This window comes from Tenacibaculum sp. TC6, assembly GCF_050606265.1.
In the GTDB taxonomy this organism is placed as follows: Bacteria; Bacteroidota; Bacteroidia; order Flavobacteriales; family Flavobacteriaceae; genus Polaribacter.
The window spans coordinates 1-21,673 of the sequence record NZ_JBOCUK010000020.1 but is presented as its reverse complement, the minus strand read 5'-3'; the positions used below and the strand labels follow the sequence as shown (position 1 = coordinate 21,673).

The 21,673-nt window shown below is 31.3% G+C and carries 18 protein-coding genes; 11 read left to right on the top strand and 7 right to left on the bottom strand.

Annotation, left to right across the window (positions count from 1 at the left end):
• Positions 1–277: 277 nt before the first annotated feature.
• The 3 genes from ACQY1Q_RS11445 to ACQY1Q_RS11435 form a co-directional block, all read right to left on the bottom strand.
• Positions 278–841: a gluconate 2-dehydrogenase subunit 3 family protein gene (locus ACQY1Q_RS11445; protein ID WP_431005456.1), complete on the bottom strand. Its 564-nt coding sequence runs from the start codon at positions 839–841 to the stop codon at positions 278–280.
• A complete protein-coding gene (locus ACQY1Q_RS11440) occupies positions 841–2,544 on the bottom strand; it encodes a GMC oxidoreductase (protein WP_431005455.1) in 1,704 nt (567 codons plus the stop codon). Before ACQY1Q_RS11440 ends, ACQY1Q_RS11445 begins: the two co-directional genes overlap by 1 nt.
• Before the next feature lie 145 nt (positions 2,545–2,689).
• A complete protein-coding gene (locus tag ACQY1Q_RS11435; RefSeq protein WP_431005454.1) occupies positions 2,690–6,697 on the bottom strand; it encodes a two-component regulator propeller domain-containing protein in 4,008 nt (1,335 codons plus the stop codon).
• A gap of 291 nt (positions 6,698–6,988) precedes the next feature.
• Between ACQY1Q_RS11435 and ACQY1Q_RS11430 the strand changes: the two genes are divergently transcribed.
• The 4 genes from ACQY1Q_RS11430 (at position 6,989) to ACQY1Q_RS11415 (ending at position 9,179) form a co-directional block, all read left to right on the top strand.
• Positions 6,989–7,600, top strand: a complete 612-nt coding sequence (locus tag ACQY1Q_RS11430) for a DUF4230 domain-containing protein (protein ID WP_431005453.1) — start codon at positions 6,989–6,991, stop codon at positions 7,598–7,600.
• 258 nt (positions 7,601–7,858) lie between these two features.
• Positions 7,859–8,260 carry a GNAT family N-acetyltransferase gene (locus ACQY1Q_RS11425; RefSeq protein WP_431005452.1) on the top strand — a complete coding sequence of 134 codons (402 nt, stop codon included), beginning with the start codon at positions 7,859–7,861 and terminating at the stop codon, positions 8,258–8,260.
• A 2-nt stretch (positions 8,261–8,262) separates the two neighbouring features.
• A complete protein-coding gene (locus ACQY1Q_RS11420; RefSeq protein WP_431005451.1) occupies positions 8,263–8,628 on the top strand; it encodes an MmcQ/YjbR family DNA-binding protein in 366 nt (121 codons plus the stop codon).
• 2 nt (positions 8,629–8,630) lie between these two features.
• Positions 8,631–9,179: a 5-formyltetrahydrofolate cyclo-ligase gene (locus tag ACQY1Q_RS11415; RefSeq protein WP_431005450.1), complete on the top strand. Its 549-nt coding sequence runs from the start codon at positions 8,631–8,633 to the stop codon at positions 9,177–9,179.
• Between the two features lie 49 nt (positions 9,180–9,228).
• On the opposite strand, the gene rho is transcribed toward ACQY1Q_RS11415, so the two are convergent.
• Entirely contained in the window at positions 9,229–10,896 is a 1,668-nt protein-coding gene (rho, locus tag ACQY1Q_RS11410; protein WP_431005449.1) for a transcription termination factor Rho, read from the bottom strand.
• A 198-nt stretch (positions 10,897–11,094) separates the two neighbouring features.
• Between rho and ACQY1Q_RS11405 the strand changes: the two genes are divergently transcribed.
• The 4 genes from ACQY1Q_RS11405 (at position 11,095) to ACQY1Q_RS11390 (ending at position 15,412) form a co-directional block, all read left to right on the top strand.
• The gene (locus tag ACQY1Q_RS11405) at positions 11,095–11,532 is read left to right on the top strand and encodes a DUF4293 family protein (protein ID WP_431005448.1); all 438 of its coding nucleotides are present in this window, start codon (positions 11,095–11,097) and stop codon (positions 11,530–11,532) included.
• A gap of 349 nt (positions 11,533–11,881) precedes the next feature.
• Complete coding sequence (locus ACQY1Q_RS11400; RefSeq protein WP_431005447.1) at positions 11,882–12,535, top strand: response regulator; 654 nt, start codon at positions 11,882–11,884, stop codon at positions 12,533–12,535.
• A gap of 301 nt (positions 12,536–12,836) precedes the next feature.
• Entirely contained in the window at positions 12,837–13,520 is a 684-nt protein-coding gene (locus ACQY1Q_RS11395; protein WP_431005446.1) for a hypothetical protein, read from the top strand.
• Between the two features lie 35 nt (positions 13,521–13,555).
• Positions 13,556–15,412 carry a tetratricopeptide repeat-containing sensor histidine kinase gene (locus ACQY1Q_RS11390; RefSeq protein WP_431005445.1) on the top strand — a complete coding sequence of 619 codons (1,857 nt, stop codon included), beginning with the start codon at positions 13,556–13,558 and terminating at the stop codon, positions 15,410–15,412.
• Here the strand turns inward: ACQY1Q_RS11390 and ACQY1Q_RS11385 are convergent.
• Positions 15,399–15,896, bottom strand: coding sequence for a metallophosphoesterase family protein (locus tag ACQY1Q_RS11385; protein ID WP_431005444.1), 498 nt, complete (start codon positions 15,894–15,896; stop codon positions 15,399–15,401). The genes ACQY1Q_RS11390 and ACQY1Q_RS11385 overlap by 14 nt on opposite strands.
• Positions 15,897–16,159: 263 nt before the next feature.
• Here ACQY1Q_RS11385 and truA point away from each other — a divergent pair, with 263 nt between their 5' ends.
• Positions 16,160–16,894 carry a tRNA pseudouridine(38-40) synthase TruA gene (gene truA / locus ACQY1Q_RS11380; RefSeq protein WP_431005443.1) on the top strand — a complete coding sequence of 245 codons (735 nt, stop codon included), beginning with the start codon at positions 16,160–16,162 and terminating at the stop codon, positions 16,892–16,894.
• Positions 16,895–16,947: 53 nt separating this feature from the next.
• Positions 16,948–18,660: an ABC transporter ATP-binding protein gene (locus ACQY1Q_RS11375; protein WP_431005493.1), complete on the top strand. Its 1,713-nt coding sequence runs from the start codon at positions 16,948–16,950 to the stop codon at positions 18,658–18,660.
• A 77-nt stretch (positions 18,661–18,737) separates the two neighbouring features.
• Here the strand turns inward: ACQY1Q_RS11375 and ACQY1Q_RS11370 are convergent, their stop codons facing one another.
• Positions 18,738–19,799 (bottom strand): sphingomyelin phosphodiesterase, encoded by a 1,062-nt coding sequence (locus ACQY1Q_RS11370; protein ID WP_431005442.1) that lies wholly within the window; start codon positions 19,797–19,799, stop codon positions 18,738–18,740.
• A 298-nt stretch (positions 19,800–20,097) separates the two neighbouring features.
• Between ACQY1Q_RS11370 and ACQY1Q_RS11365 the strand changes: the two genes are divergently transcribed.
• Positions 20,098–20,553, top strand: a complete 456-nt coding sequence (locus ACQY1Q_RS11365) for a hypothetical protein (protein WP_431005441.1) — start codon at positions 20,098–20,100, stop codon at positions 20,551–20,553.
• Between the two features lie 49 nt (positions 20,554–20,602).
• On the opposite strand, the gene cdaA is transcribed toward ACQY1Q_RS11365, so the two are convergent.
• The gene (cdaA, locus tag ACQY1Q_RS11360; protein WP_431005440.1) at positions 20,603–21,385 is read right to left on the bottom strand and encodes a diadenylate cyclase CdaA; all 783 of its coding nucleotides are present in this window, start codon (positions 21,383–21,385) and stop codon (positions 20,603–20,605) included.
• Positions 21,386–21,673: the final 288 nt, after the last annotated feature.

Genomic DNA, 21,673 nt, shown 5'->3' with positions numbered 1-21,673 from the left:
AATTAAAAAACCATTGTGTTTTTGGGTTACGAAACCCTACGCTTTTTTAATTTAAAAAAGGTAATAAGAAAGACATCTCTTGCTTAATTGAGATAATACCTCAAGTCTAGTGGAAGTACTATTCATTGCTTAATGGGAGTAACACTCACTGCCTAATGGGAGCGGCACTCACTGCCTAATGGGAGTGGCACTCACTGCCTAATGGGAGTGACACTCACTGCCTAATGAGAGCGACACTCACTGCCTAATGAGAGTGACACTCACTACCTAATGGGAATTAATGTAGGGGTATGTTTGGGGTTAGTGAGTAAGCTTTTGAAGTACAGTACCCAAACAGACAATAATACCTTACTGCTGTTAAAAAGGTATAAATTAAATAGGGTGATTTTTTATCAGTAGGTAGTGACGCTATATTTTCTTGTAAGAGAAGTCTTGTGTTTTCTTCCTCTTCTTCTGATAGCGTAAGAAATTTATCTAATAATGCTTTTACTTCTTCAATACTTCCTTCTGTTACTTTTTTAGCATAGGTAGTATAAAACTTTTGTTCAAATTCTTCACTTCCTTTTATAAAAAATTCTTTGTCAGCTTCTGATGCTGTATAAAACAACATTTGGTCTAAAAAGGAAACTACATCAATATTTTCTTTAGTTGAAACCTGAGGTACAGGTAGTAGTATTTGAGATAAAAGCCTTATTAAGGTACTTTGCTTTTTATGAATACATAAATAGTTAGTAACTGCTTTTTTATGAGAGCAGGAAGTTAGGATACTTAATAGTTGAGGTATAGCGATTGTGCTTCCAAAGGCTAGGACAATATTTTTAACAGCGTCTCTTCTTTCCATTACTCAAATATTCCTTTTTTAAATTGTTCAATAGCATGGTTAGCTGCCCTAGCTGTAAGTGCCATGTAGGTTAATGATGGATTTTGGTTTCCTGAAGAGGTCATACAAGAGCCATCTGTTACATATACATTAGGTACTTTATGAAGTTGGTTATACTTATTAAGTACTGAGGTTTTGGGATCTCTTCCCATTCTTGCCGTACCCATTTCATGTATGGCATGCCCGGGTACAAATGAGTCATCAAATGCTTTTACGTTTATAAAACCTGCTTGGGTAAGCATAGCTACGGCTTCGGCTTTCATATCTTTTCGCATTAACTTTTCATTTTCTTTAAACTCACAATCAAAGGTTATTGTTGGTAAACCCCATGCATCTTTTTTGGTGTTATCAAGCGTCATCTTATTGTTATGGTACGGCAGGCATTCTCCAAATCCTACAATACCTATGCGCCAACCTCCTTGTTTATGTATTTCTGCTAACAGTTCTTTGCCATAAGAAAACTCTTTAATTAATCGCCTCCAATCACTTCTGCTAGCTGCTCCTTGAAAAGAGTAGCCTCTTAAATAGTTCTTTTTGGTGGCTGCATCTCCCAAATTTTGAAATCTGGGTATATGAAAGCTTGCGGGTCTGTTATTAACGTATGTTACCTCTTGAAAACCCGGATGCTCTGCTGTTGCCCCTACTCTAAAATGATGATCCATTAAATTGTGTCCTAATTCTCCTGAATCATTGCCTAACCCGTTCGGAAATCTGGCTGATTTTGATTGTAGTAAAATACCGGTTGAGGCAATTGTTGAGGCACAACAAAATATAACCTTAGCTTTAAATATTATTTTTTGCTTGGTTAAGGCGTCTATTACTTTAACGCCTATGGCTTTTTTAGTTGTTTCATCATACAGTATTTCATGTACTATAGAGTGAGGTCTTAAAGTCATGTTCCCTGTTTTTTGGGCTGCGGGTAAGGTAGCTGCATTGCTACTAAAATAGCCTCCTAACGGACATCCCCTCATACATTTATTTCTGTAAGAACAGTTGTGCCTTCCTTCATGGTTAGCAGTGCCTGTAATGTTGGCAAATCGCCCTATGGTAAGGCATCTGTTTTTATAGTGTTTGCTTATTTGTTTTTTAAATTCTTCTTCAACACAATTTAAAGGCATAGGTGGTGAGAAATAACCATCCGGTAATTGAGGTAATCCTAATTTTTCTCCGAATACTCCTATAAATTTTTCTACATGTGTGTACCACGGCTCAATGTCTTTATACCGAATAGGCCAATCTACTGCAATTCCTTCTAACTTATTTGCTTTAAAATCTAAATCACTCATGCGTAGTGCTTGCCTACCCCAGGTTAATGAGCGACCGCCTACATGGTAACCTCGTATCCAATCAAATCTTTTTGTTTCGTTGTAAGGGTGTTCTACATCATTTACAAACCAATGTTTGGTAGATTGGTGTGTTACAAAACCGGTTCTGTCTTGTTTGTATTGGTATTCTTTCTCTTTTAAGCTTGGCTTTCCTCTAAATTCCAGCTCCCATAATTCTTTATCAGCTGTTGGGTAGTCTGTAATATGCTCTACATTTCTTCCTCTTTCGAGTACCAAGGTTTTTAGTCCTCCTTCTGTAAGTTCTTTGGCTGCCCAACCTCCGGAAATTCCGGTTCCAATTACAATTGCATCAAAAAAAGTATCTTTCGTATCCGTCATTCTCAGGCGTTCGTATTTTTGGTAGTCATCACAAAACTAACGCACTCCGGGGGTAATTTTTGGTCAATTGGGTGTTGTATTTTGTACTGCTTGTTAATTTTTACCTAATAAAACAGGTTGTTTTTACTTTACATTATTTTGGGGTTTACTTCGTATCCAAGTCAGTAATATCAACCCCGTAAAGCTTTAGGTACTTTTCTATGCTGTCTATTTCAGCAGCTTTATTTTTAAATTCTTTCGGGGTTATATTAAATTGTTTCTTAAAGCTTTTTGAGAAGTATTTAGGGTCGTTAAAACCTACTCTATAAGCGGTTTCAGATATGTTATAGCCGTATTTTACCATTAAAATAGCGGCTTTTTTTAACCTGAGTATTTTAATATAGTCTATAAGGCTGTAACCTGTTAACGACATACATTTTCGGTACAAACTTGAGTAACTCATGTTAATTACATCAGCTAATTCATCTACTTTAAAATTAGAGTCTGCCAATCTTTCATTTATATGAGAGGTTAGTTTTTCAAGAAAAATCTCATCTTGAGATTTAGATATTTTAATCTCAGGTTTATTTATAAGTTCTTTTCTGTATTTAGAAATAATGTTTTCTTTAGTAGATAAAATGTTTCCTATTTTAAGTAATAGTTCATTGGTATTAAACGGTTTATTAATATATTCAATAGCCCCGGTTTTTAATCCTTCTATTTTAGAGTGAGTAGAGTTTTTAGCTGTTAACAATATAATAGGCACATGCTTGGTTAATGTATCTTTATTTAGTTCTTTACACATTTCTATACCATCCATTTCCGGCATCATAATATCGCTGATAATTAAATCAGGGATGTTATTTTTTGCATGATAGAAGCCTTCTTTTCCGTTATCAGCTAATAGAATATTGTATTCTTTTTCTAACAGTTTTTTTAAGAATACCTGTAACTCAAAGTTATCTTCAACAATTAAAATAGTCTTGTTTTCTGTATCAAAACTTTTTGATGCATGTGTAACTGCTTTATTATCTACATAGGCAGGTAGTTCTTCTTTTTTACCAAATGAAATTTTTTCTGAGTCTTCATAAGCTTCTTCAGATATTGGTATTTTTACGGTAAATGTTGTGCCTTCTCCCGGAGTACTGCTTACTTTAATTTTTCCTTTGTGCAGTGTTACCAGTTCTTTGGTAAGAGCTAAGCCTATTCCCATTCCTTTTACCAGATTGTCTTTTGATCTGTAAAAGATTTTAAAAATCTTATCTAACTCATCTTTCTCAATCCCCGATCCGGAATCTGTTACTGCTATTTTAATGGCATTTTTTTCATTGTACGGTGTTATAAGTAACTGAACATTGCCTTCTACCGGTGTGTACTTAAATGCATTGGATAGTAAGTTGTACAGCACATGTTCCAGCTTTTCTTTATCATACCATGAGTCTGTAATATTTTGGGGACAGTTAACGGTAAAATCTATATTCTTACTTCTTGCCAGTTCTTTAAATGACAGGCATATTTTTGAAATATCCTTGTACAAATCATTTTGGGTAACCGATAGTTGTAGTTTGTTTAGCTCTTTATTTCTTACCAGAGTTAATTCTCTGGCTATTCGGGATAAACGCTTAGCATTGTTAGCTATAATATGTAATCTTTCTTTAAGCAAGAGGTTTCCGTTTAGTTCAGATTGCTTAAGCATATCATCTATAGGACCTAAAATTAAGGTTATCGGGGTTTGAATTTCATGAGACATTTTAGTAAAGAAATTCATTTTTGCTTTGTGAAGTTCTTTTTCTTTTCGTCTGCTAATTCTATGAATTAATAATTTCTTTTTAAGGTAATACCATTTAACTATTCCCCATACCACCCCGGCAAAAAACAGCAGGTAAACAAGGTAAGCTATGGGGGTATTCCAAAACGGCGGGGCTATGGAAATAACCATATTTTTACTTGCTATCAATCTTTTTTCATCTATATCATATACCTTAATTTCTAACATATAAATACCGGAAGGTACATTGGTATATTCTGCTAACCCTTCTGCATAGGTTACCTTTCTATCTTTATCAAAACCTTTTAACTGATATTCATAATAATGGTTCGGGTGCAATACATTATCTATAGCTGAAAATCGTACTGAAAATGATGATTGATTGTTTTTTAAATGCAATTCATTTAAGTTGGACACATCTGAAGTAACTTGCTTGGGTAAAATTTCTTTTGCCGGCTTATTAAGTACTCGTATGTCATTAACTACCAACTTTGCTTTGGACTTGTTTTTGTTTAGTTTTTCAGGAAGAAAGAAATGGATGCCTTTAGTACTACCAAAATACAACAGACCTTCTTTATCTTTAAAGGCACTTCTAATCATAAAGTTGTTATTACTAAGTCCGTCTGTAGTATTAAAGGTTCTGATTATTTTTTTCTGTACATCAAAGTGAAGTATTCCATTTGTTGAGCTTATCCAAATATGATCTGCATCTGCACTTAAGATTGCCATTAAAGACACTCTTTTACCCGGTATTAAATGGTTAAACTTTTCAAAGTGATGCGTAGCGCTATCAAAAAGGGTTAAGCTGTTATTTCCGGTTAACATCCATATTTGATTGTCTTTTCCTAAGCACATCGACCTTACTCTGGGCAACTCTTCGCTTACATCAAAATTTAAAAATGTAGATCTGGCTATGGCTGCTTGATTTTCTTCAAACTTATATAAACCTCCTCCTAACTGGCCTATCCAAATGGTTCCTTTTTTATCTTCAATAATACTTTCAACAATAGCGCCCTTTAAGCCATTATCTTTATTATTAAAACTTGCTAATAGCTTTTTGGTTTCATCATATATATTTAGTGATACGTTTGAGCCTACCCATACTCTTCCTTGTGAATCTTTATAAACTGTTCGTACGTCGGTTCCTTCCTGATTAAGTTCATTGAACACATGTACTTTTTCAAACATCCCTGTTTTTTTAGTATAATGCCACAGTCCGTTTTTATAAGTTCCTATCCACAAGTTAGACAAGTTATCATCTGTTATCGATTGTACATAAAAACCGGTATTAGCTTCATTAAAAAACTGTTGTGTACTATGCTGATCAATTCTTGTTAAGCCATTACCGTCGGTTCCTACCCACAATACATCATCACTTCCTTTAAAAATACTAAGAATTCTTGCTGTTGAGTTATTAGCACTTCCTTTATGATAACCTATATTCTCATTAACTTTAGGTATTACATCAACTGTAAAATATTTGGTTACCACCCATATATTTTGGTTATTATCTTCATTAACATCTATAATTGTATTGCTTCCTAAAGAACATGAATTTGCGTTGCTGTTTCTATATAAAACTATTTTTCCGTTGCTTGTATGCATTTTATACAAACCGTCTCCATCTGTTCCGCCCCATATATATCCGTTACTATCTAAAAACAAATCTAAAAACAGTGCTTTGTCTACTTCATGCTTTTCTCCTTTAAAAAAGTCCTTCTCTATATACACTCCGTTCTCAACATCATAAATCAGTAATCCGTGGGCTTCAGTTCCTATCCATAACCTATGATGAGGGTCTACTTCCAGTACTACATTGGTTGGATAGTTGGTAAAAGCTCCTTTCAGTTCTTTTAATCGTGCTTCTTTTATTGTATAACTATATACTTTACCATGGGAAGTTCCAAAATATACTTCATTGGTTTGTACAAATGCCATACTACTTACTCGGGCATTTGACAATCCTATTTCTGAAAGCTCGGTAACCTTATTTATGATATTGTTTGCATAGCGCTTTACCGCTCCTTTCTTAGTTACTATCCAAACTTCATCGCCTCTACATTTAATATAACTTACAGCTTCTCCTATGGCTTCGGAAACATCTTCAAAAACTCCTTTACTCCATGCGTATTTACTCAATAGCCCTTGTGATGTTTTTATCCAAATATTGTTAAGACTGTCAACTACAATATCATCAATTTCATCTATTGGCTTTATGTTTAAAAAGATTTCTTTTTCATCTACCAATGAATAGTTGTACCCGTTATATTTCAAAATACCATCTCCGGTAATCATCCATATAAAACCTAAAGAATCTTGAACTGTTTTTTTAACAAATACATTGTTGTTATTATATCTGGGAAGAATATGTTCTACGTTAATATCATGCTGCCCATATACAAACATATACGAACACAAAAAGCATACAACACTAATTTTAGTTTTTACGAAAGAAAAATACTTCAACTTAAAAATTTTATAACTCCTCTTATTGCTCAACATTATCGTAAATATAGTAATAAAAAGATGTACCAATTCTTAGAAGTGTATAGATTTAACCAGTATTTACGGGGATAAATTCGTAAAAAAGGTGTACTTTATCGTCAGTTAACCCTTCATTCCTAAAACAAGGAGTATCGTTTGTTTATTGATGTTTAAAGTTGTTACAATTATTAACTTTTATGTAACTTCGTAGCTATGGAATTACTTTTTATTGGTTTAGCCGGCGGGGCTATTATTTCTTATTTTATATTTCAAAAATTTGTTACCGTTAGTAAAAAGAACGTAACTGAAAAACAGTCTGTTGTTTTACTTGATAAAATTAAAAAAGTTTCAAAATTAATTACGGTTGAAGGTGAGTTTGCTGAGATTTACCACCATGAGAACTCTAAAGAAAAGTTTTTAGGGTTGTTTACCAGTAAAAAGAAAGCTATTATTTTAATTAATGCTAAAGTGCATATAGGTTTCGACTTTAGAAAGATAAAAATGCAAGCCAATACCAAAACAAAAACTATTGTTTTATCTGAATTTCCTGAGCCTGAAATTTTTTCTATTGAACCTACACTTCGCTTTTACGATATTCAAAATGGTCTTTTAAATAAGTTTAGTTCTGAAGATTTAACAAAAGTTAATACTGAAGCTAAAGAGCATATACTTCAAAAAGTTCCGGAAAGTAACTTAATGCAAACAGCTAACAAAGAGGCTTTAGAGGCTATTATGTTGATGAATAATTTAGTAGAAACAATTGGTTGGAAATTAGACTACAGCTCTCTAGCAATTCCTGAAGCAACTCAAAATTTAATTGAATAACTTAATAATGAGTCTTTTTCAGAAAATATGCAGACTTTTACTACTTTCTACTTTTTCTTTTTTCTCCTATTATTATTTAAACACTTATCCCTTTTTAAAATTGCTTCAAAAAAAAGCAGATCAACATGGTATTCATAGAGGATTTGAGTTTTTTATCGGGATCAACTTAATTAAATATTTTTTTCTACTACTCTGTATCATTTCTTTTATTTTCTTAACTTTTACCCTCTTTAAAAGGAAAGAAAAACTATAACCATAATGATTACGATATCAACTGATTCATCTAAATTACAAGTAGATGTTATTCATTCTTTTTTAACCAATACGTATTGGGCAAAAGGCAGAACGTTAGAAGAAGTTCAAAAAACAATTAAAAACTGTTTATGCTTTGGTGTATATAAAAATGATCGTCAAATAGGTTTTGCCCGTATAGCTACTGACTATACGGTTTTTGCCTACCTTATGGATGTTTTTATTGTACCCGAAGAACGTGGTAACGGCTATTCAAAAAAATTAATGGCTGAAATTTCACAAGCGCCCGAGCTTCAAAGCTGTAAAGTATGGATGTTAAAAACCAGAGATGCTCATGGCTTATACAAACATTTTGGTTTTACAGAATTAGAGCATCCTGAAAAACTTATGGAACGAATTTTACCTTAACTATGAACATAGAACAACTACATAATTATTGTGCTTCAAAAAAAGGAGTTACTGAAGAGTTTCCTTTTGATGAGGTAACGCTGGTTTTTAAAGTAATGGGAAAAATGTTTGCTCTTATTGCCTTAGATAGATGGGAAAACGGAGAAACAAAGATAAATTTAAAATGTAATCCTGAATGGGCTGAGGAATTACGTGGTGAATACGATAGTATTAATCCCGGGTTTCATATGAGTAAAAAACATTGGAATACGGTTACTTTAAATAATGATGTTAGTGATTCTTTTGCTTTTGAATTAGTTGATCACTCCTATGATTTGGTAGTAAGTGGCCTAACCAAAAAACTTAAAGAGGAATTGAAAAACTTATAAGTATGAAAAAAGAAGACCTAAGAGTAATATACAAACAAAAGAGAAGTGAATTAACCTCTGAACAAAAGGAAGCTTTTGAACAAAATATTTACCAGCAACTTTTTCATTTAGATTTAGCTGAAGTTACCAATGTTCATTTGTTTTTATCTATGAAAAAATTTAAAGAAGTTGATACCTTACCTATTATTCATCACTTTAGAAAGCAAGGCAAACAAATTATTGTTAGTAAATGTAATTTTAAAGACGATTCTTTAACGCATTTTTACTTTGAAGAAAACACCAAACTAGAACTTAATAAGTTTGGTGTTCCGGAGCCTGTTAATGCTAAAGAAGTTCCGGTTAATGATATCGATTTAGTATTGGTTCCTCTTTTAATTTCTGATAAAAAAAATTATAGGGTTGGTTACGGAAAAGGGTTTTACGATCGTTTTTTAGCAAATTGCAGAAACGATGTAAAAACAATTGGGCTTAATTTTTTTCAACCTATTGATGTTATTGACGATCTTAACGAATATGATATTCCTTTACATCAAGTAATTTATCCACAATAAAAAAAACCTGCTTTTCAGCAGGTTTTTTTATACTTGTTTTTATTTTAAATTATCCATTCATTGATATTAAAAACTCTTCGTTGTTTAAAGACGTTTTAATTCGTTGTTGAATAAATTCCATTGCTTCTATTGGGTTCATATCAGCTAAGTATTTACGTAATACCCACATACGTTGTACCGTTTTCTCATCTAATAATAAGTCATCTCTACGTGTACTTGATTTAATTAAATCAATAGCCGGGTAAATTCTACGGTTAGCAATATTACGTTCTAACTGAAGTTCCATGTTTCCTGTTCCTTTGAACTCTTCAAAAATAACCTCATCCATTTTAGATCCGGTTTCCGTAAGTGCAGTAGCTATAATAGTTAAAGAACCTCCATTTTCTATATTACGGGCAGCTCCAAAGAAACGCTTAGGTTTATGTAAAGCATTAGCATCAATACCTCCTGATAATATTTTTCCGGAAGCTGGCGCTACCGTGTTGTATGCTCTTGCTAAACGAGTAATAGAATCTAATAAAATTACCACATCATGCCCGCATTCTACCAAACGTTTTGCTTTTTCCAATACAATATTAGCTACTCTAACATGTTTTTCTGCCGGTTCGTCAAAAGTAGAAGCTACTACTTCTCCTCTTACACTACGCTGCATATCGGTTACCTCTTCAGGACGTTCATCTATAAGTAATACAATTTGATATACTTCCGGATGATTAGCCGCAATAGCATTGGCTATATCTTTCAACAACATTGTTTTACCTGTTTTAGGCTGTGCTACAATCATACCACGTTGCCCTTTACCTATAGGAGAAAACAGATCAATAATTCGTGTTGAAAGCGAACTTCCTTTTTGAGCTAAATTGAATTTTTCATCTGCAAAAAGCGGCGTTAAATGCTCAAAAGAAACTCTATCTCTAACAATATTAGGACTTAATCCGTTTATTTTAGATACTCTGATTAACGGGAAATATTTTTCTCCTTCTTTAGGAGGACGTACATTACCTCTAACCGTATCTCCGGTTTTTAATCCGAATAATTTAATTTGTGATTGAGAAACATATATATCATCAGGCGACGATAAATAGTTATAATCAGAAGAACGTAAAAAACCATACCCGTCAGGCATCATTTCTAACACACCTTCACTTTCAATAATACCATCAAACTCAAAATCCGGGTCACGATACTTGTTACCGTTTTTGTGTTGGTGTTGGTGTTTATTTTTATTTTGGTTGTGCTTATTTTTATTCTGATGTTGGTTGTTGTTCTGGTTCTGATTGTTTTGGTGATTCTGGTGGTTTTTACCTTGTGGCTTTTTTTGGTTATTCTGCGGCTTCTTCTCTTCTGTTATCTCCTTTTTAGCCTCACCATTTGATGAAACAGCTACTTCACTAGCTTTTTCAGTACTTTTTTCTTTCTTAGAAACAACCTCTACTGCTTGATTATCATTACTGATTTCTTCATTTTCGTTAGAATCAGTTGTTTTTGATATTCTTCTCCTTCTTGGCTTTTCCTTTGATGCAACCTCTTTAGACGCTTCTTCTTTAGCAGGTTTTGTCGGCTTTTCTTCTTTATTAACAGCCTCTGCTTGAGCATCTAAAATTTTATAAACCAAATCTAACTTTTTAAACTGACTAATTTTAGTCAAACCTATTGTTTTGGCAATCACCTGTAAATCAGTTAGTTTTTTAGCTTTTAATTCCGAAATTTCGAACATTCGTTAAAAATATTAGGTTAAAAATCCTTTTGTCTTAAGAATTTATATTATTGTTTGTTTTCCTGATTGCTTTCGTTATAGAAGTATATAACAATTATAATGTGCGGTTAATTACATCGCAAATATATACAAATAATTTAACTTGTAATATTTCTTTTTAAAAAAAGAAGTGCTATTTTTGCTTTCCAATTAAAAAAAATGATACAACGAATACAAACTATATATCTTTTCTTGGCAGGGCTATTATCTGGCGGGCTTACTTTATTGGTTAAGTTATGGATACAAGCTAAAGAAAATACACCTATATATATAGTAGATTTATTTGCCGGAAGTTCTGTTTTTGAAAAACTGGTACCTGTATTATTTTTTGCCTCTGCCCTATTATCAATCGTAACTATTTTGTTTTTTAAAAACAGACAGTTGCAATTTGTGTTAGGCAGACTTAATTTATTGATTAATCTTTTTTTATTAGGATTGTTGATTTATTTATCACTAACATTATCTGGAGAAACAGCCGTTTCAGAGAAAGGTATTGGGATGTTGATTCCTGTTTTTGTTATTTTGCTGGTAGTTTTAGCAAATAAAGCCATTAAAAAGGATGAGGATCTTGTAAAATCTGTTGATAGATTACGATAAACCTAACATCTTAGTATATTTAGTGCGAAAAAACCGAGAATATTTCTCGGTTTTTATTTTTTTATAGCATAATAACACCAACTATTTACTACATATATAAATCTATAAAAAATGAGCATCTTATGTGCTTTTTTTAAGTAAAATTGTTATAGTTTTATATTCTAAAAAATAAGGTATAACCTTAAAAAAATACGCTCAAAACACTTAAAAACAATATTTTAAGTTAAAAATGTTAAAACCTTTATAAGGGTTAACCCTGATAGGTTAAGTATAAACCCTTAAAAAACGTTTAGGGATTTTGAGTATTGTAGGAAATAAAGTTGTCATATAAATTTGTAAACGTAAACAAATGAGTTCTAAGATTAAAGTTCATATAGCCGATGATCACAAGATTCTGATAGAAGGAGTGATGGCTCTTATAAATATTGAAGATGACATTGAAGTTGAAGGCTTCTCACTAACAGGGAAAGAAGTTGTAAACTGGTCAACCACTAAAACAGCAGACGTATTAGTTTTGGATATTAATATGCCCGAAATGGACGGAATAGATGTTTTAAAAGCATTCAAACAAAGGGATGTAAAAATAAAAACAATTATTCTTTCTAGTTTAAGCGATCCGAAATTGGTGCAAGAGATGATTGCTCTGGGAGCAAACGGATTTTTAGAAAAAAGCTGCGCAAGTGAACATATAGTTGATGCCATTAGAGCTGTAAATAAAGGGTTACAGTATTTTAATGAAGATATTAAAAGTAAACTATTCAACTTATACGTTACCAGTTCAAAACAAGATAATGACAAAGAAGAATCTCACAAAGATTTAACAGAAAGAGAAATTGAAGTGTTAAAACTTATTGCCCAAGAGAAGAGTTCATCTGAAATAGCAGATATGTTAAGTATTAGTGTAAAAACTGTAGAATCATATCGAAGAAATCTTTACAAAAAACTGAAAGTAAAAAATGTAGTAGGTTTAGCGATGTACGCAGTTAGGAATAAAATAGTATAATCCTTTCATTCTATTTTTCTTTGCCCCCAAAGAAAATACTCCCCCCCATCCTATAATTCCTGATGAAATACATCGCTAAGAACTACAACAACTAAAAACATAAATAAAATATATTGGCGATGTACGTTGTTATTAAAAGTAACATAGTTTAGAAAACCCCTTCATTTTGTTTTCTTTATCCCCTAACTTTGAGAACGTCCCCCGTATCTCCATCTGTCTATACTATAGTACATCGCCTTATTTTAAAAAAGACCTTAAATAAACCTTAAATATTTCCTTGAATCCTTAAAAAGTAGAAACCATGAAAAAAATTACATTCTTTTTCGCAACTCTAAGCATGCTTTACTTAGTATCTTGTTCATCTAATGATGCAGAAGTACTACCAAACAATGAAAACGCAGAAAGTAAATTACAATCTTATACATTAAAAAGAAATACCGACGGTACTTATTATATAGATTTTAATGTAGCCGAAAATACAGAAATTAACACCTACAAAAATCCGGACAATTCAAATGAGGTAGTTATTTCAGAAAGTAATGGGCAAACAGCCAACAAACAAAGCACTAATTTTGTTTTAGAAAATGATTTTTTAAAAGTTAATATATTAGAATCAAATAATGGTAAAAAAACACGTATTGCCGTTGAAGATGAAAATAGTAGTACCTTTGCTAATAAAGGGATAACTGAATTTTTAAATAACTATAGTGTTACCAAAAATACGGATGGAACGTTTACCTTAGACTTTGAAGTAAATAACAATGTACAAACTGAATTTATTTATAATAAAGTTGAAGGTGTTTATGAAGTGCATTTAAAAAACGGAGATGCTAAAACAAAAAATTTTTCAAGGGTCTTAGAAATTAATGATAATGATGCATTAAAAATCGACTTTGTAAACTATAAAAACCTTGGTAGATCTGAAGAAACATATACCGTAGATAAGCCTAAAGTAGTAATACTAAGTCTTTCTGACGAAGGTTAATAAATAAATTAAGTATACACAAAACATTAGTGTTAGTGGGAAATAAATTTTTTTTTATTCTAGCGTTAGCGTTAACCATTACGCAAATAATTTACGGTCAAGAAAGTAAAGAGAGCTTAATTTCAAAGCTCTCTTCGCTTTCTTCACATAAACAAGACTCTATTCTAAATGAAAAATATATTCAAATTTTAAAAAAGAGAGAAGATCAAGATATTTTCAATGCTCTTAAAGAGTCTCTTATTCTTTTTGAGGCCTGTAAAAAATTAGGAAATGAGATTTTAACATACAAAACATCTAACATAATAGCAGATATTTATAATAAAAGTAATGACTATACAAAATCATTGAAATATTATCAAACTGCACTAAAAATCCTAAATAATAAAAATATAATTGACCCTAATAATAAATCACATGCAACTGAGTTAGATGAAGAGATAGCTTATACTTACTTAAAGATTGGAGGTGTTTACCAAAGCTTAAAAATGAAAAGAGGAAGCACTCCAGAAGAAACAGAAAAGCTGCTACCTTCATCTTACAAAGACAGCTCCATCTACTATTACAATAAACTTATTGATATAAAATCCTTTAATGATAAAATACTAAAATATAAAGCATCTTCTTACACTAATTTGTCCGGAATATATCAAAAAGATACACTTTACGAATTAGCTGAAATTTATGCTAATAAAGCCATAAAAATTCTTAAATCATTAAATGACTATCAAAATCTAGCTGGGGCATATAACAATTTAGGAAATATACATCTCGTTTTAAAAGACTTCTCAAATGCAAAAAAAATATACTTAAATGGAATTGAGTTGATTAAAGATGATAATTCAGAAAAATCAGTGAGTATAAAAGCAAAATTATATTACAATCTCGCATGGGCTATGAGAAATCTTAAAGAATATGAAGCATATGATTACCAAGAAATTTCTTATGAGATTGAAGATAAAGAACGAGAAAAGAATATTAGTAAAATTATAGCACAAATAACTGCCAACCATAAAGAATCGTTAGAAAAACAAAAAGTTGATTTAGTTAAAAATCAAATAGAGTTAGAAAAACAACAAAAAAGAGCAAGTAATTATTTATTTGGTGCTATTACTCTATTAACTCTGGTAATATCTGGTATTGTTTTATACAACTATAAGCTTCGTCAAAAAAACTTACAACTAAAACTTACTCAAAATAAATTAATAGAAAAACAAAACATAGATCGTATTAAATCAGAGTCGCAAGTAAAAATATTAAATGCTACCATAGATGGTAAAGAATCTGAACGTAAACAAATTGCCGAAACATTACATGATAGTGTTAGTGCATTGCTTTCTTCAGCTAATATGCACCTTAGCGCTACTAAAAAACAATTTAACGGAAGCACCCCTATTGAATTAGACAAAACTCAAGAAATTATCTTGGAAGCGGCAGAAAAAGTTAGAGATCTTTCTCACACTTTAGTTTCCTCTATTTTATTAAAATTCGGGTTAGAATATGCATTGAAAGATATAGCTAAAAAATATTCAAACACTGAGCTTTCATTTCATACTGAGTTTACAAATGTATCTCGTTACAGTCAGGAATTCGAAATTAAAATATACAATGTTATTCATGAGCTTATCAATAACATATTAAAACACAGTAAAGCCAGTAACGCCTATATAGTAATTGAGGATAAAAATGATTTTTTATCTATCTTAATAGAAGATGACGGTATTGGTTTTAATTATAAATACAGTAATGAAAAAACCGGTTTAGGATTAAACCAAATAGAGGCTAGAATTCAAATGATGAATGGTAATTTTTTAATTGAATCTTCTGAAAACAGAGGTGCTAAAATAACTATTTCGGTTCCGGTTCAAAAAAAGATAACGTTTAGCTACGCTTAGCTAGCTCTATAATTTCCAGATTTTTTATAGTTCCGCCTTCTAACTCAAAACGCAACATAGTTCGTACGGTATGAAATCCATGCTTTCCGGCAGCTCCCGGGTTTAAATGCAATACATTTAACTTTTCATCAAACTGAACTTTTAAAATATGTGAGTGCCCACAAATAAAAAGTTTCGGTTTGTGTTGTTTTAAAACTTCTTTTACTCGGGCGTTATACTTTCCCGGATATCCACCAATATGAGTCATAAAAACAGCAACACCTTCTACTTCAAATAAATTGTCTAACGAAAATTCTGCTCTGGCAATTTTATCATCTATATTACCATAAACAGCTCTAAGAGGTTTATATATCTTTATGGTATCGGTAACCTTTATATCTCCTATATCACCTGCGTGCCACACTTCATCAGCCTGTTTTACATATTTTAAAATTTGCTCATCTATATAGCTGTGCGTATCAGATAACAATAATATTTTCTTCATTAGGTACTTAATTTCTATAGGTAATTTAAAAAAATAAACTCGCAATTTACATTGCGAGTTTATCTCTTAGAAGACAGACATACGGGGGGACTTTTGTCTATTTATTCAAATTTAATAAAAATAAGCCGTTATTCTATTAACACATGTTTATAAAATTTTGTTAAAACGCTAATTACGCTCTTAACAGCCTGTAAAAATTACTCTATATTTTTACAAACCATACCGCTAAAATTCCATAATTTAGCTATTCAAAATATTATCTTTTGAGATATTTTATAGAACTATCGTATAACGGAAAAGATTATCATGGTTGGCAGGTACAACCCCATGCTATAACTGTACAGGAGAAAATAAACAAGGCTATTAGCACCTTACTTCAAGAAGATATTTCTGTTGTAGGAGCCGGTAGAACCGATGCCGGTGTACATGCCTCACAAATGTTTGCTCATTTTGACACCAACCAACCAATTGATAGTAATTTTACCTATAAATTAAATGCTATCTTACCTAACAATATTGTAATTTACAACATCATTCCTGTAGCCAATGACGCTCATGCTCGTTTTGATGCAGTTAGCAGAAGTTATGAATATCGTATTTGGTTAGGTAGAAATCCGTTTTTACTTGATACTACTTGGCAACTTTTATATCAAAATATTGATATTGAAGCCATGAATAAAGCTGCAAAGTTATTGTATGAGTATAATGATTTTGAATGTTTTTCAAAAGTAAAAACAGATGTAAATACTTTTATATGTAAAGTTACCCATGCAGAATGGAAATTGCATAAAAATGAATTAACTTTTCATATAACCGCAGATCGTTTTTTACGAAATATGGTTAGAGCAATTGTAGGTACTTTATTAGAAGTAGGTCTTGAAAAGAAAACCGTTAACGATTTTAAAAAAGTTATAGAAAGTAAAAACAGAGGAAATGCAGGAGTATCGGTTCCGGCAAAAGGATTATTTTTAACAAACGTTACATATAATTATTTATAGTGAGTACAAAATCATCAGGAAAAGCATTTGATATTAAAATATTTGCAAGACTCATGAGTTTTGCAAAACAGTATAGATTAAAATTTGGAATTGCTGTTTTTTCAACCATTCTATTAGCCATTGTGGCTGCAGCAGATCCATATGTTTTAATGTATGCGGTAAACGATTTTACTGAAACCAAAGATTTACATCAGCTTCTTAATAATACACTTATACTAGTAGCTCTTTTAATTGTTCAGGTTATACTTCAGTTTACCTTTATCTACTATGCTAATTGGGTAGGCCAACATATTATTAAAGACATAAGAGCCAAAATTTTTAGAAAAATAATGGAGTTTAAAATGAGCTACTTTGATAAAAACTCTGTAGGAAAATTGGTTACCAGAGTAGTTTCGGATATTGAAACTATTGCCGATTTTTTTACTCAAGGTGTTTTTATGATTGTAAGTGATATTTTAAAAATGTTGGTAGTTACAGTAGTTATGTTTGTTATTAACTGGAAATTGGCATTAATAGCTTTAGCCGTTTTACCAATTTTAATTTATGCTACTAAACTTTTTCAAATAGCCATAAAAGCAACTTTTCAAGATGTCCGTAACCAAGTTGCCAATCTTAACGGTTTTGTACAAGAGCGAGTAACAGGAATGAAAATTGTTCAGCTTTTTAATCGTGAAAAAATAGAGTATAAAAACTTTGTTGAGATTAACAATAAGCATAAAAAAGCACATATTAAAACCGTTTGGTACTATTCAATATTTTTCCCTATTGCAGAAATCTTATCATCAATTGCCATTGGTTTAATTGTTTGGTACGGAGGTTTTCAAGTAGTTGAAAATAGCGATATTACTGTGGGGGCTATTATAGGTTTTATTAAAATGGCACAAATGCTTTTTAGACCTCTTCGTCAAATAGCAGACAAATTTAATCAGCTGCAAATGGGAATTGTATCTGGTGAAAGAGTTTTTGCTGTTATAGACACTGACAGTTCTATAGATAAAAGTGGTACCATAGTAGCCTCTAACATAGAAGGTACTATTACTTTTAAAGATGTACACTTTAGCTATGTTAAAAATGAAGAAGTTTTAAAAGGAATTAGTTTTCATGTTGAAAAAGGACAAACAGTAGCCATTGTTGGCGCTACCGGTGCCGGAAAATCAACTATTATTAATTTAATTAGTAGGTTTTATGAAATTGATAGCGGTGAAATTACGGTTGATGGTATTTCTGTAGATGCTTACAATATTTCTTCACTTCGCAGTAAAGTAGCTGTTGTTTTACAAGATGTTTTTTTGTTTTCAGATAGTATTTTAAATAACATTACTCTAAACAACAGTGCTATCTCTATAGATGAAGTTAAAAAAGCAGCCCAGCAAATAGGTATTCATGATTTTATTATGAGCTTACCTAATAATTACCATTACAATGTAAAAGAAAGAGGTGGTATGTTGTCTTCCGGGCAACGACAATTAATTGCTTTTTTAAGAGCCTACGTAAGTAAACCAAGCATTTTAATTTTAGATGAAGCCACGTCATCTGTAGATTCTTATTCTGAGCAAATGATTCAATATGCTACAGATCAAATCACGAAAAACAGAACATCTATTATTATTGCACATAGATTAGCTACGATAAAAAAAGCTGATAAAATCATTGTAATGGATAAAGGAAAAATAGTAGAACAAGGTAATCATACCGAATTACTTGAAATTCCAAATGGGTATTATAAAAACTTATATGAGGTTCAATTTCAAGAAATCAATAATTAAAACACATTAAAAAGCTCATGGTTAATCATGAGCTTTTTAACTTTTTACTATATACTACTAAAAAATACACGAATTGTTTACTCTATATACCTAAAACTAAAACTTTGTTGTATTGGATGATGATCTGATAAATCTTCATTCAGTTTAACAGCTTGTATCGTTTCTTGACTTAAATCATTTAAACATGCCGGTTGTTTTCCTAGTTTACTCAACAGTATATAATCTAACGTTTGCGGTTGATAATGATAACCTTTTACTTTATGTAAGGTATTATTAGGCTCATAAGTATGGAGGTTATTTCCTAAAGCTACCGGATGTGTTTTTAAAACCGTTGTCATTTGGTTAACTCTAAAAGTATTAAAATGCGGTATATTAAAATCTCCAATAAAAAGAATGGGTTCATTTGTTGAAATTTCTCCGGTATTTATTTTCCCATAAATCCAATGTTCCAATTCTTCTAATTGTTGCTTTCTCACCTCGCTTCCATCATCTCCTTCTTCGTCTGCTTGTAAATGAGTTCCTATAACATGAAACAACTTTCCTTGTTTATTAATTTTTACGTAAGCGGCTCCTTTGTTACTCCAATAGTCCCATGTTTTTGGATGACTACTTTTAAAAATCAATTGTTCATCATACAAAATTGGCCACTTACTATAAATTTTAACCCCTCCGTTAACTACCACTATTGAGTTACTACAATTAGACAAAGAACTCATATGTTCAAAATAATCATCTCTCCTGTCATTTTTCCACCCTCCACAGTACCATCCAACCAAGCCGGATTGCTCAATAAACAATGGGAGTTCATTTGAAATAGTTGTACTGTATTTATTAAAAGCTTCCTGAACTGCTATTACATCAACTTCATTTTCAGTAAACATTTTATTGAAAAATTCTCTCTGCCCGGTAGCTCTAAACTGTTCTTTATAATGTTGTATAGCAGCAGAAGATGGTAAATGAAAAATATTATAACTTATTATCTTTAAATTAACGGTTAGTGATTTTTCTAGTTCTTTTTCCGATTTTTTCACTTCGTTTTCATCAGATAATAACGATAAGCTTTTATCCTGACACTGCCATAACATACTTAATAAAAGAAAAGCTATCATCGCTTTAACTACATGGGAAATTAAATTCATATTGTGAGGGTTTTGATTTTTATAAAAACAAACGTGCAAAACCCAGCTTAACTACCTATTACCTAGAAGTTAAAGATTATTTAATTTACTAAAGCTATACGGCTATTTTTACTATAAAGTTTACCAAAAAATAAAGTTAATTTTGATAAAAAAATAATTTTATATAGTTTTTATAATTATTTTTTATCATTAAAATAATACTGAGATTTTTAAATGAATTAAGCTGCTGCTTTATTTGTTTGCTTCAATCAAATTATTACATTTGTTGCTCAATCTTAAAACTAAAAATCATAAGACGATGAAAAAAGTAATTTTATCTGCTTTAGTAGTTGGTTCATTACTAGCTACTTCTTGCAAGAAAGCAAAAGAAGAAACTACTAATGCTACTGAACAAGTAACAGAAGCTACAGAACAAGCTGTTGATAAAGTAAATGAGGCTGCTACAAAAGTTGCTGAAAGTACTGAAGAAGCTGTAAACAACGCTACTGAAGCTGTTCAATCTGCTTTAGAAGGAGTTACAATTCCAAGTTTTGATAACGAAAAAGTAGAGCAACACTTAAAAGACTATGCTGCTTACGCTAAAGAGTATATCGATGCTAAAGGTGATGTTATTAAGAATACTGAATTAGCTAAAAAAGGTGTTGAATTAGCTAACCAAGGTGCTGAATTAGTAAAAACTTTAGACGAAGAGACTGCAAAGAAATTTAATAGTGTAATGAACGCTATTCAATCTAAAATGGCTCCTGCTAAATAAGGCTTTATAAAAAATAAAAAAAGGCTCTTCAAAAAATGAAGAGCCTTTTTTATGCTATAACATCTTTTTGTAACTTTTTAGAGAGTTCATCAAAAGTATCGTATAATTCAAATCCGCCATCTTTAATATAAGAGATCTCTCCGGTTTCTTCTGAAACCACCAAACACAAGGCATCTGTTCTTTCAGAAACACCAATAGCCGCTCTATGACGCAACCCAAAACGTAACGGAATTTGCGTGTTTTCAGAAATAGGTAAAATAACACGAGTGGCAATAATATAATTATCTCTAATAAGCGTAGCTCCATCATGCAACGGACTATTTTTATAAAAAATACTTTCTAAAATAGCTTCATTTACCAAAGCGTTCATTTTATCGCCTGTGGTCACTAAAAAATCTAAATTATTAGTTTTTTCAATTACCAATAAAGCTCCTGTTTTGGTTTTAGATAAATTAATACATGTTTTTAAAATAGTTTCGGTATCAACTTCTGAACTAATTTCAGATTGCAAAAACTTTAACTGATTTAAAAAACCTCTTTTAGAGGAAAAATTCGTGGTACCAATCATTAATAAAAACTTTCTAATTTCTTGCTGAAAAACAATTAATAAAGCAATAACTCCTCCTGATAATAAGTACCCCAAAATACCACTAAGCATTTCCATTCGTAACGCCTGCGTTGTTTTCCATATAATAAAAATAAAGGCAATACCTATTACAATGTTAATAGCTACCGTACCTTTTAAAAGCTTGTATATATAATATAAAAGTGCTGCTACCAATATGATATCCAACACATCTAAAAATGAAAAATCGATAAAATCTAAATTCATCTACTAATTGCTGTTTGTGTAAATGTACATAAATTTAACTTAGTACATGCTTTGTAAAAAACAAGCTACAAATACGTTTAGTATAAATAACTTTTTATTTTAAATTATATACTATTCAACATCAATTCTATTATTTTACTTTTATATTTTTTATATGTTTACGTACAGTTTTATACAAAACTGCGTACAAACATGCAAATTTTGCAAAAAATATACAAAAAAGTAAGTCAGTGACTTACCAAAAGTAAGTCGTTGACTTACTCAGTTTTGTTTTTATGGTATTATATT

Bases quoted from the DNA above. Each gene is read 5' to 3' on its own strand.
- ACQY1Q_RS11445 (WP_431005456.1), bottom strand. From the start codon at position 841: ATGGAAAGAAGAGACGCTGTTAAAAATATTGTCCTAGCCTTTGGAAGC.
- ACQY1Q_RS11440 (WP_431005455.1), bottom strand. From the start codon at position 2,544: ATGACGGATACGAAAGATACTTTTTTTGATGCAATTGTAATTGGAACC.
- ACQY1Q_RS11435 (WP_431005454.1), bottom strand. From the start codon at position 6,697: ATGTTTGTATATGGGCAGCATGATATTAACGTAGAACATATTCTTCCC.
- ACQY1Q_RS11430 (WP_431005453.1), top strand. From the start codon at position 6,989: ATGGAATTACTTTTTATTGGTTTAGCCGGCGGGGCTATTATTTCTTAT.
- ACQY1Q_RS11425 (WP_431005452.1), top strand. From the start codon at position 7,859: ATGATTACGATATCAACTGATTCATCTAAATTACAAGTAGATGTTATT.
- ACQY1Q_RS11420 (WP_431005451.1), top strand. From the start codon at position 8,263: ATGAACATAGAACAACTACATAATTATTGTGCTTCAAAAAAAGGAGTT.
- ACQY1Q_RS11415 (WP_431005450.1), top strand. From the start codon at position 8,631: ATGAAAAAAGAAGACCTAAGAGTAATATACAAACAAAAGAGAAGTGAA.
- rho (WP_431005449.1), bottom strand. From the start codon at position 10,896: ATGTTCGAAATTTCGGAATTAAAAGCTAAAAAACTAACTGATTTACAG.
- ACQY1Q_RS11405 (WP_431005448.1), top strand. From the start codon at position 11,095: ATGATACAACGAATACAAACTATATATCTTTTCTTGGCAGGGCTATTA.
- ACQY1Q_RS11400 (WP_431005447.1), top strand. From the start codon at position 11,882: ATGAGTTCTAAGATTAAAGTTCATATAGCCGATGATCACAAGATTCTG.
- ACQY1Q_RS11395 (WP_431005446.1), top strand. From the start codon at position 12,837: ATGAAAAAAATTACATTCTTTTTCGCAACTCTAAGCATGCTTTACTTA.
- ACQY1Q_RS11385 (WP_431005444.1), bottom strand. From the start codon at position 15,896: ATGAAGAAAATATTATTGTTATCTGATACGCACAGCTATATAGATGAG.
- ACQY1Q_RS11375 (WP_431005493.1), top strand. From the start codon at position 16,948: ATGAGTTTTGCAAAACAGTATAGATTAAAATTTGGAATTGCTGTTTTT.
- ACQY1Q_RS11370 (WP_431005442.1), bottom strand. From the start codon at position 19,799: ATGAATTTAATTTCCCATGTAGTTAAAGCGATGATAGCTTTTCTTTTA.
- ACQY1Q_RS11365 (WP_431005441.1), top strand. From the start codon at position 20,098: ATGAAAAAAGTAATTTTATCTGCTTTAGTAGTTGGTTCATTACTAGCT.
- cdaA (WP_431005440.1), bottom strand. From the start codon at position 21,385: ATGAATTTAGATTTTATCGATTTTTCATTTTTAGATGTGTTGGATATC.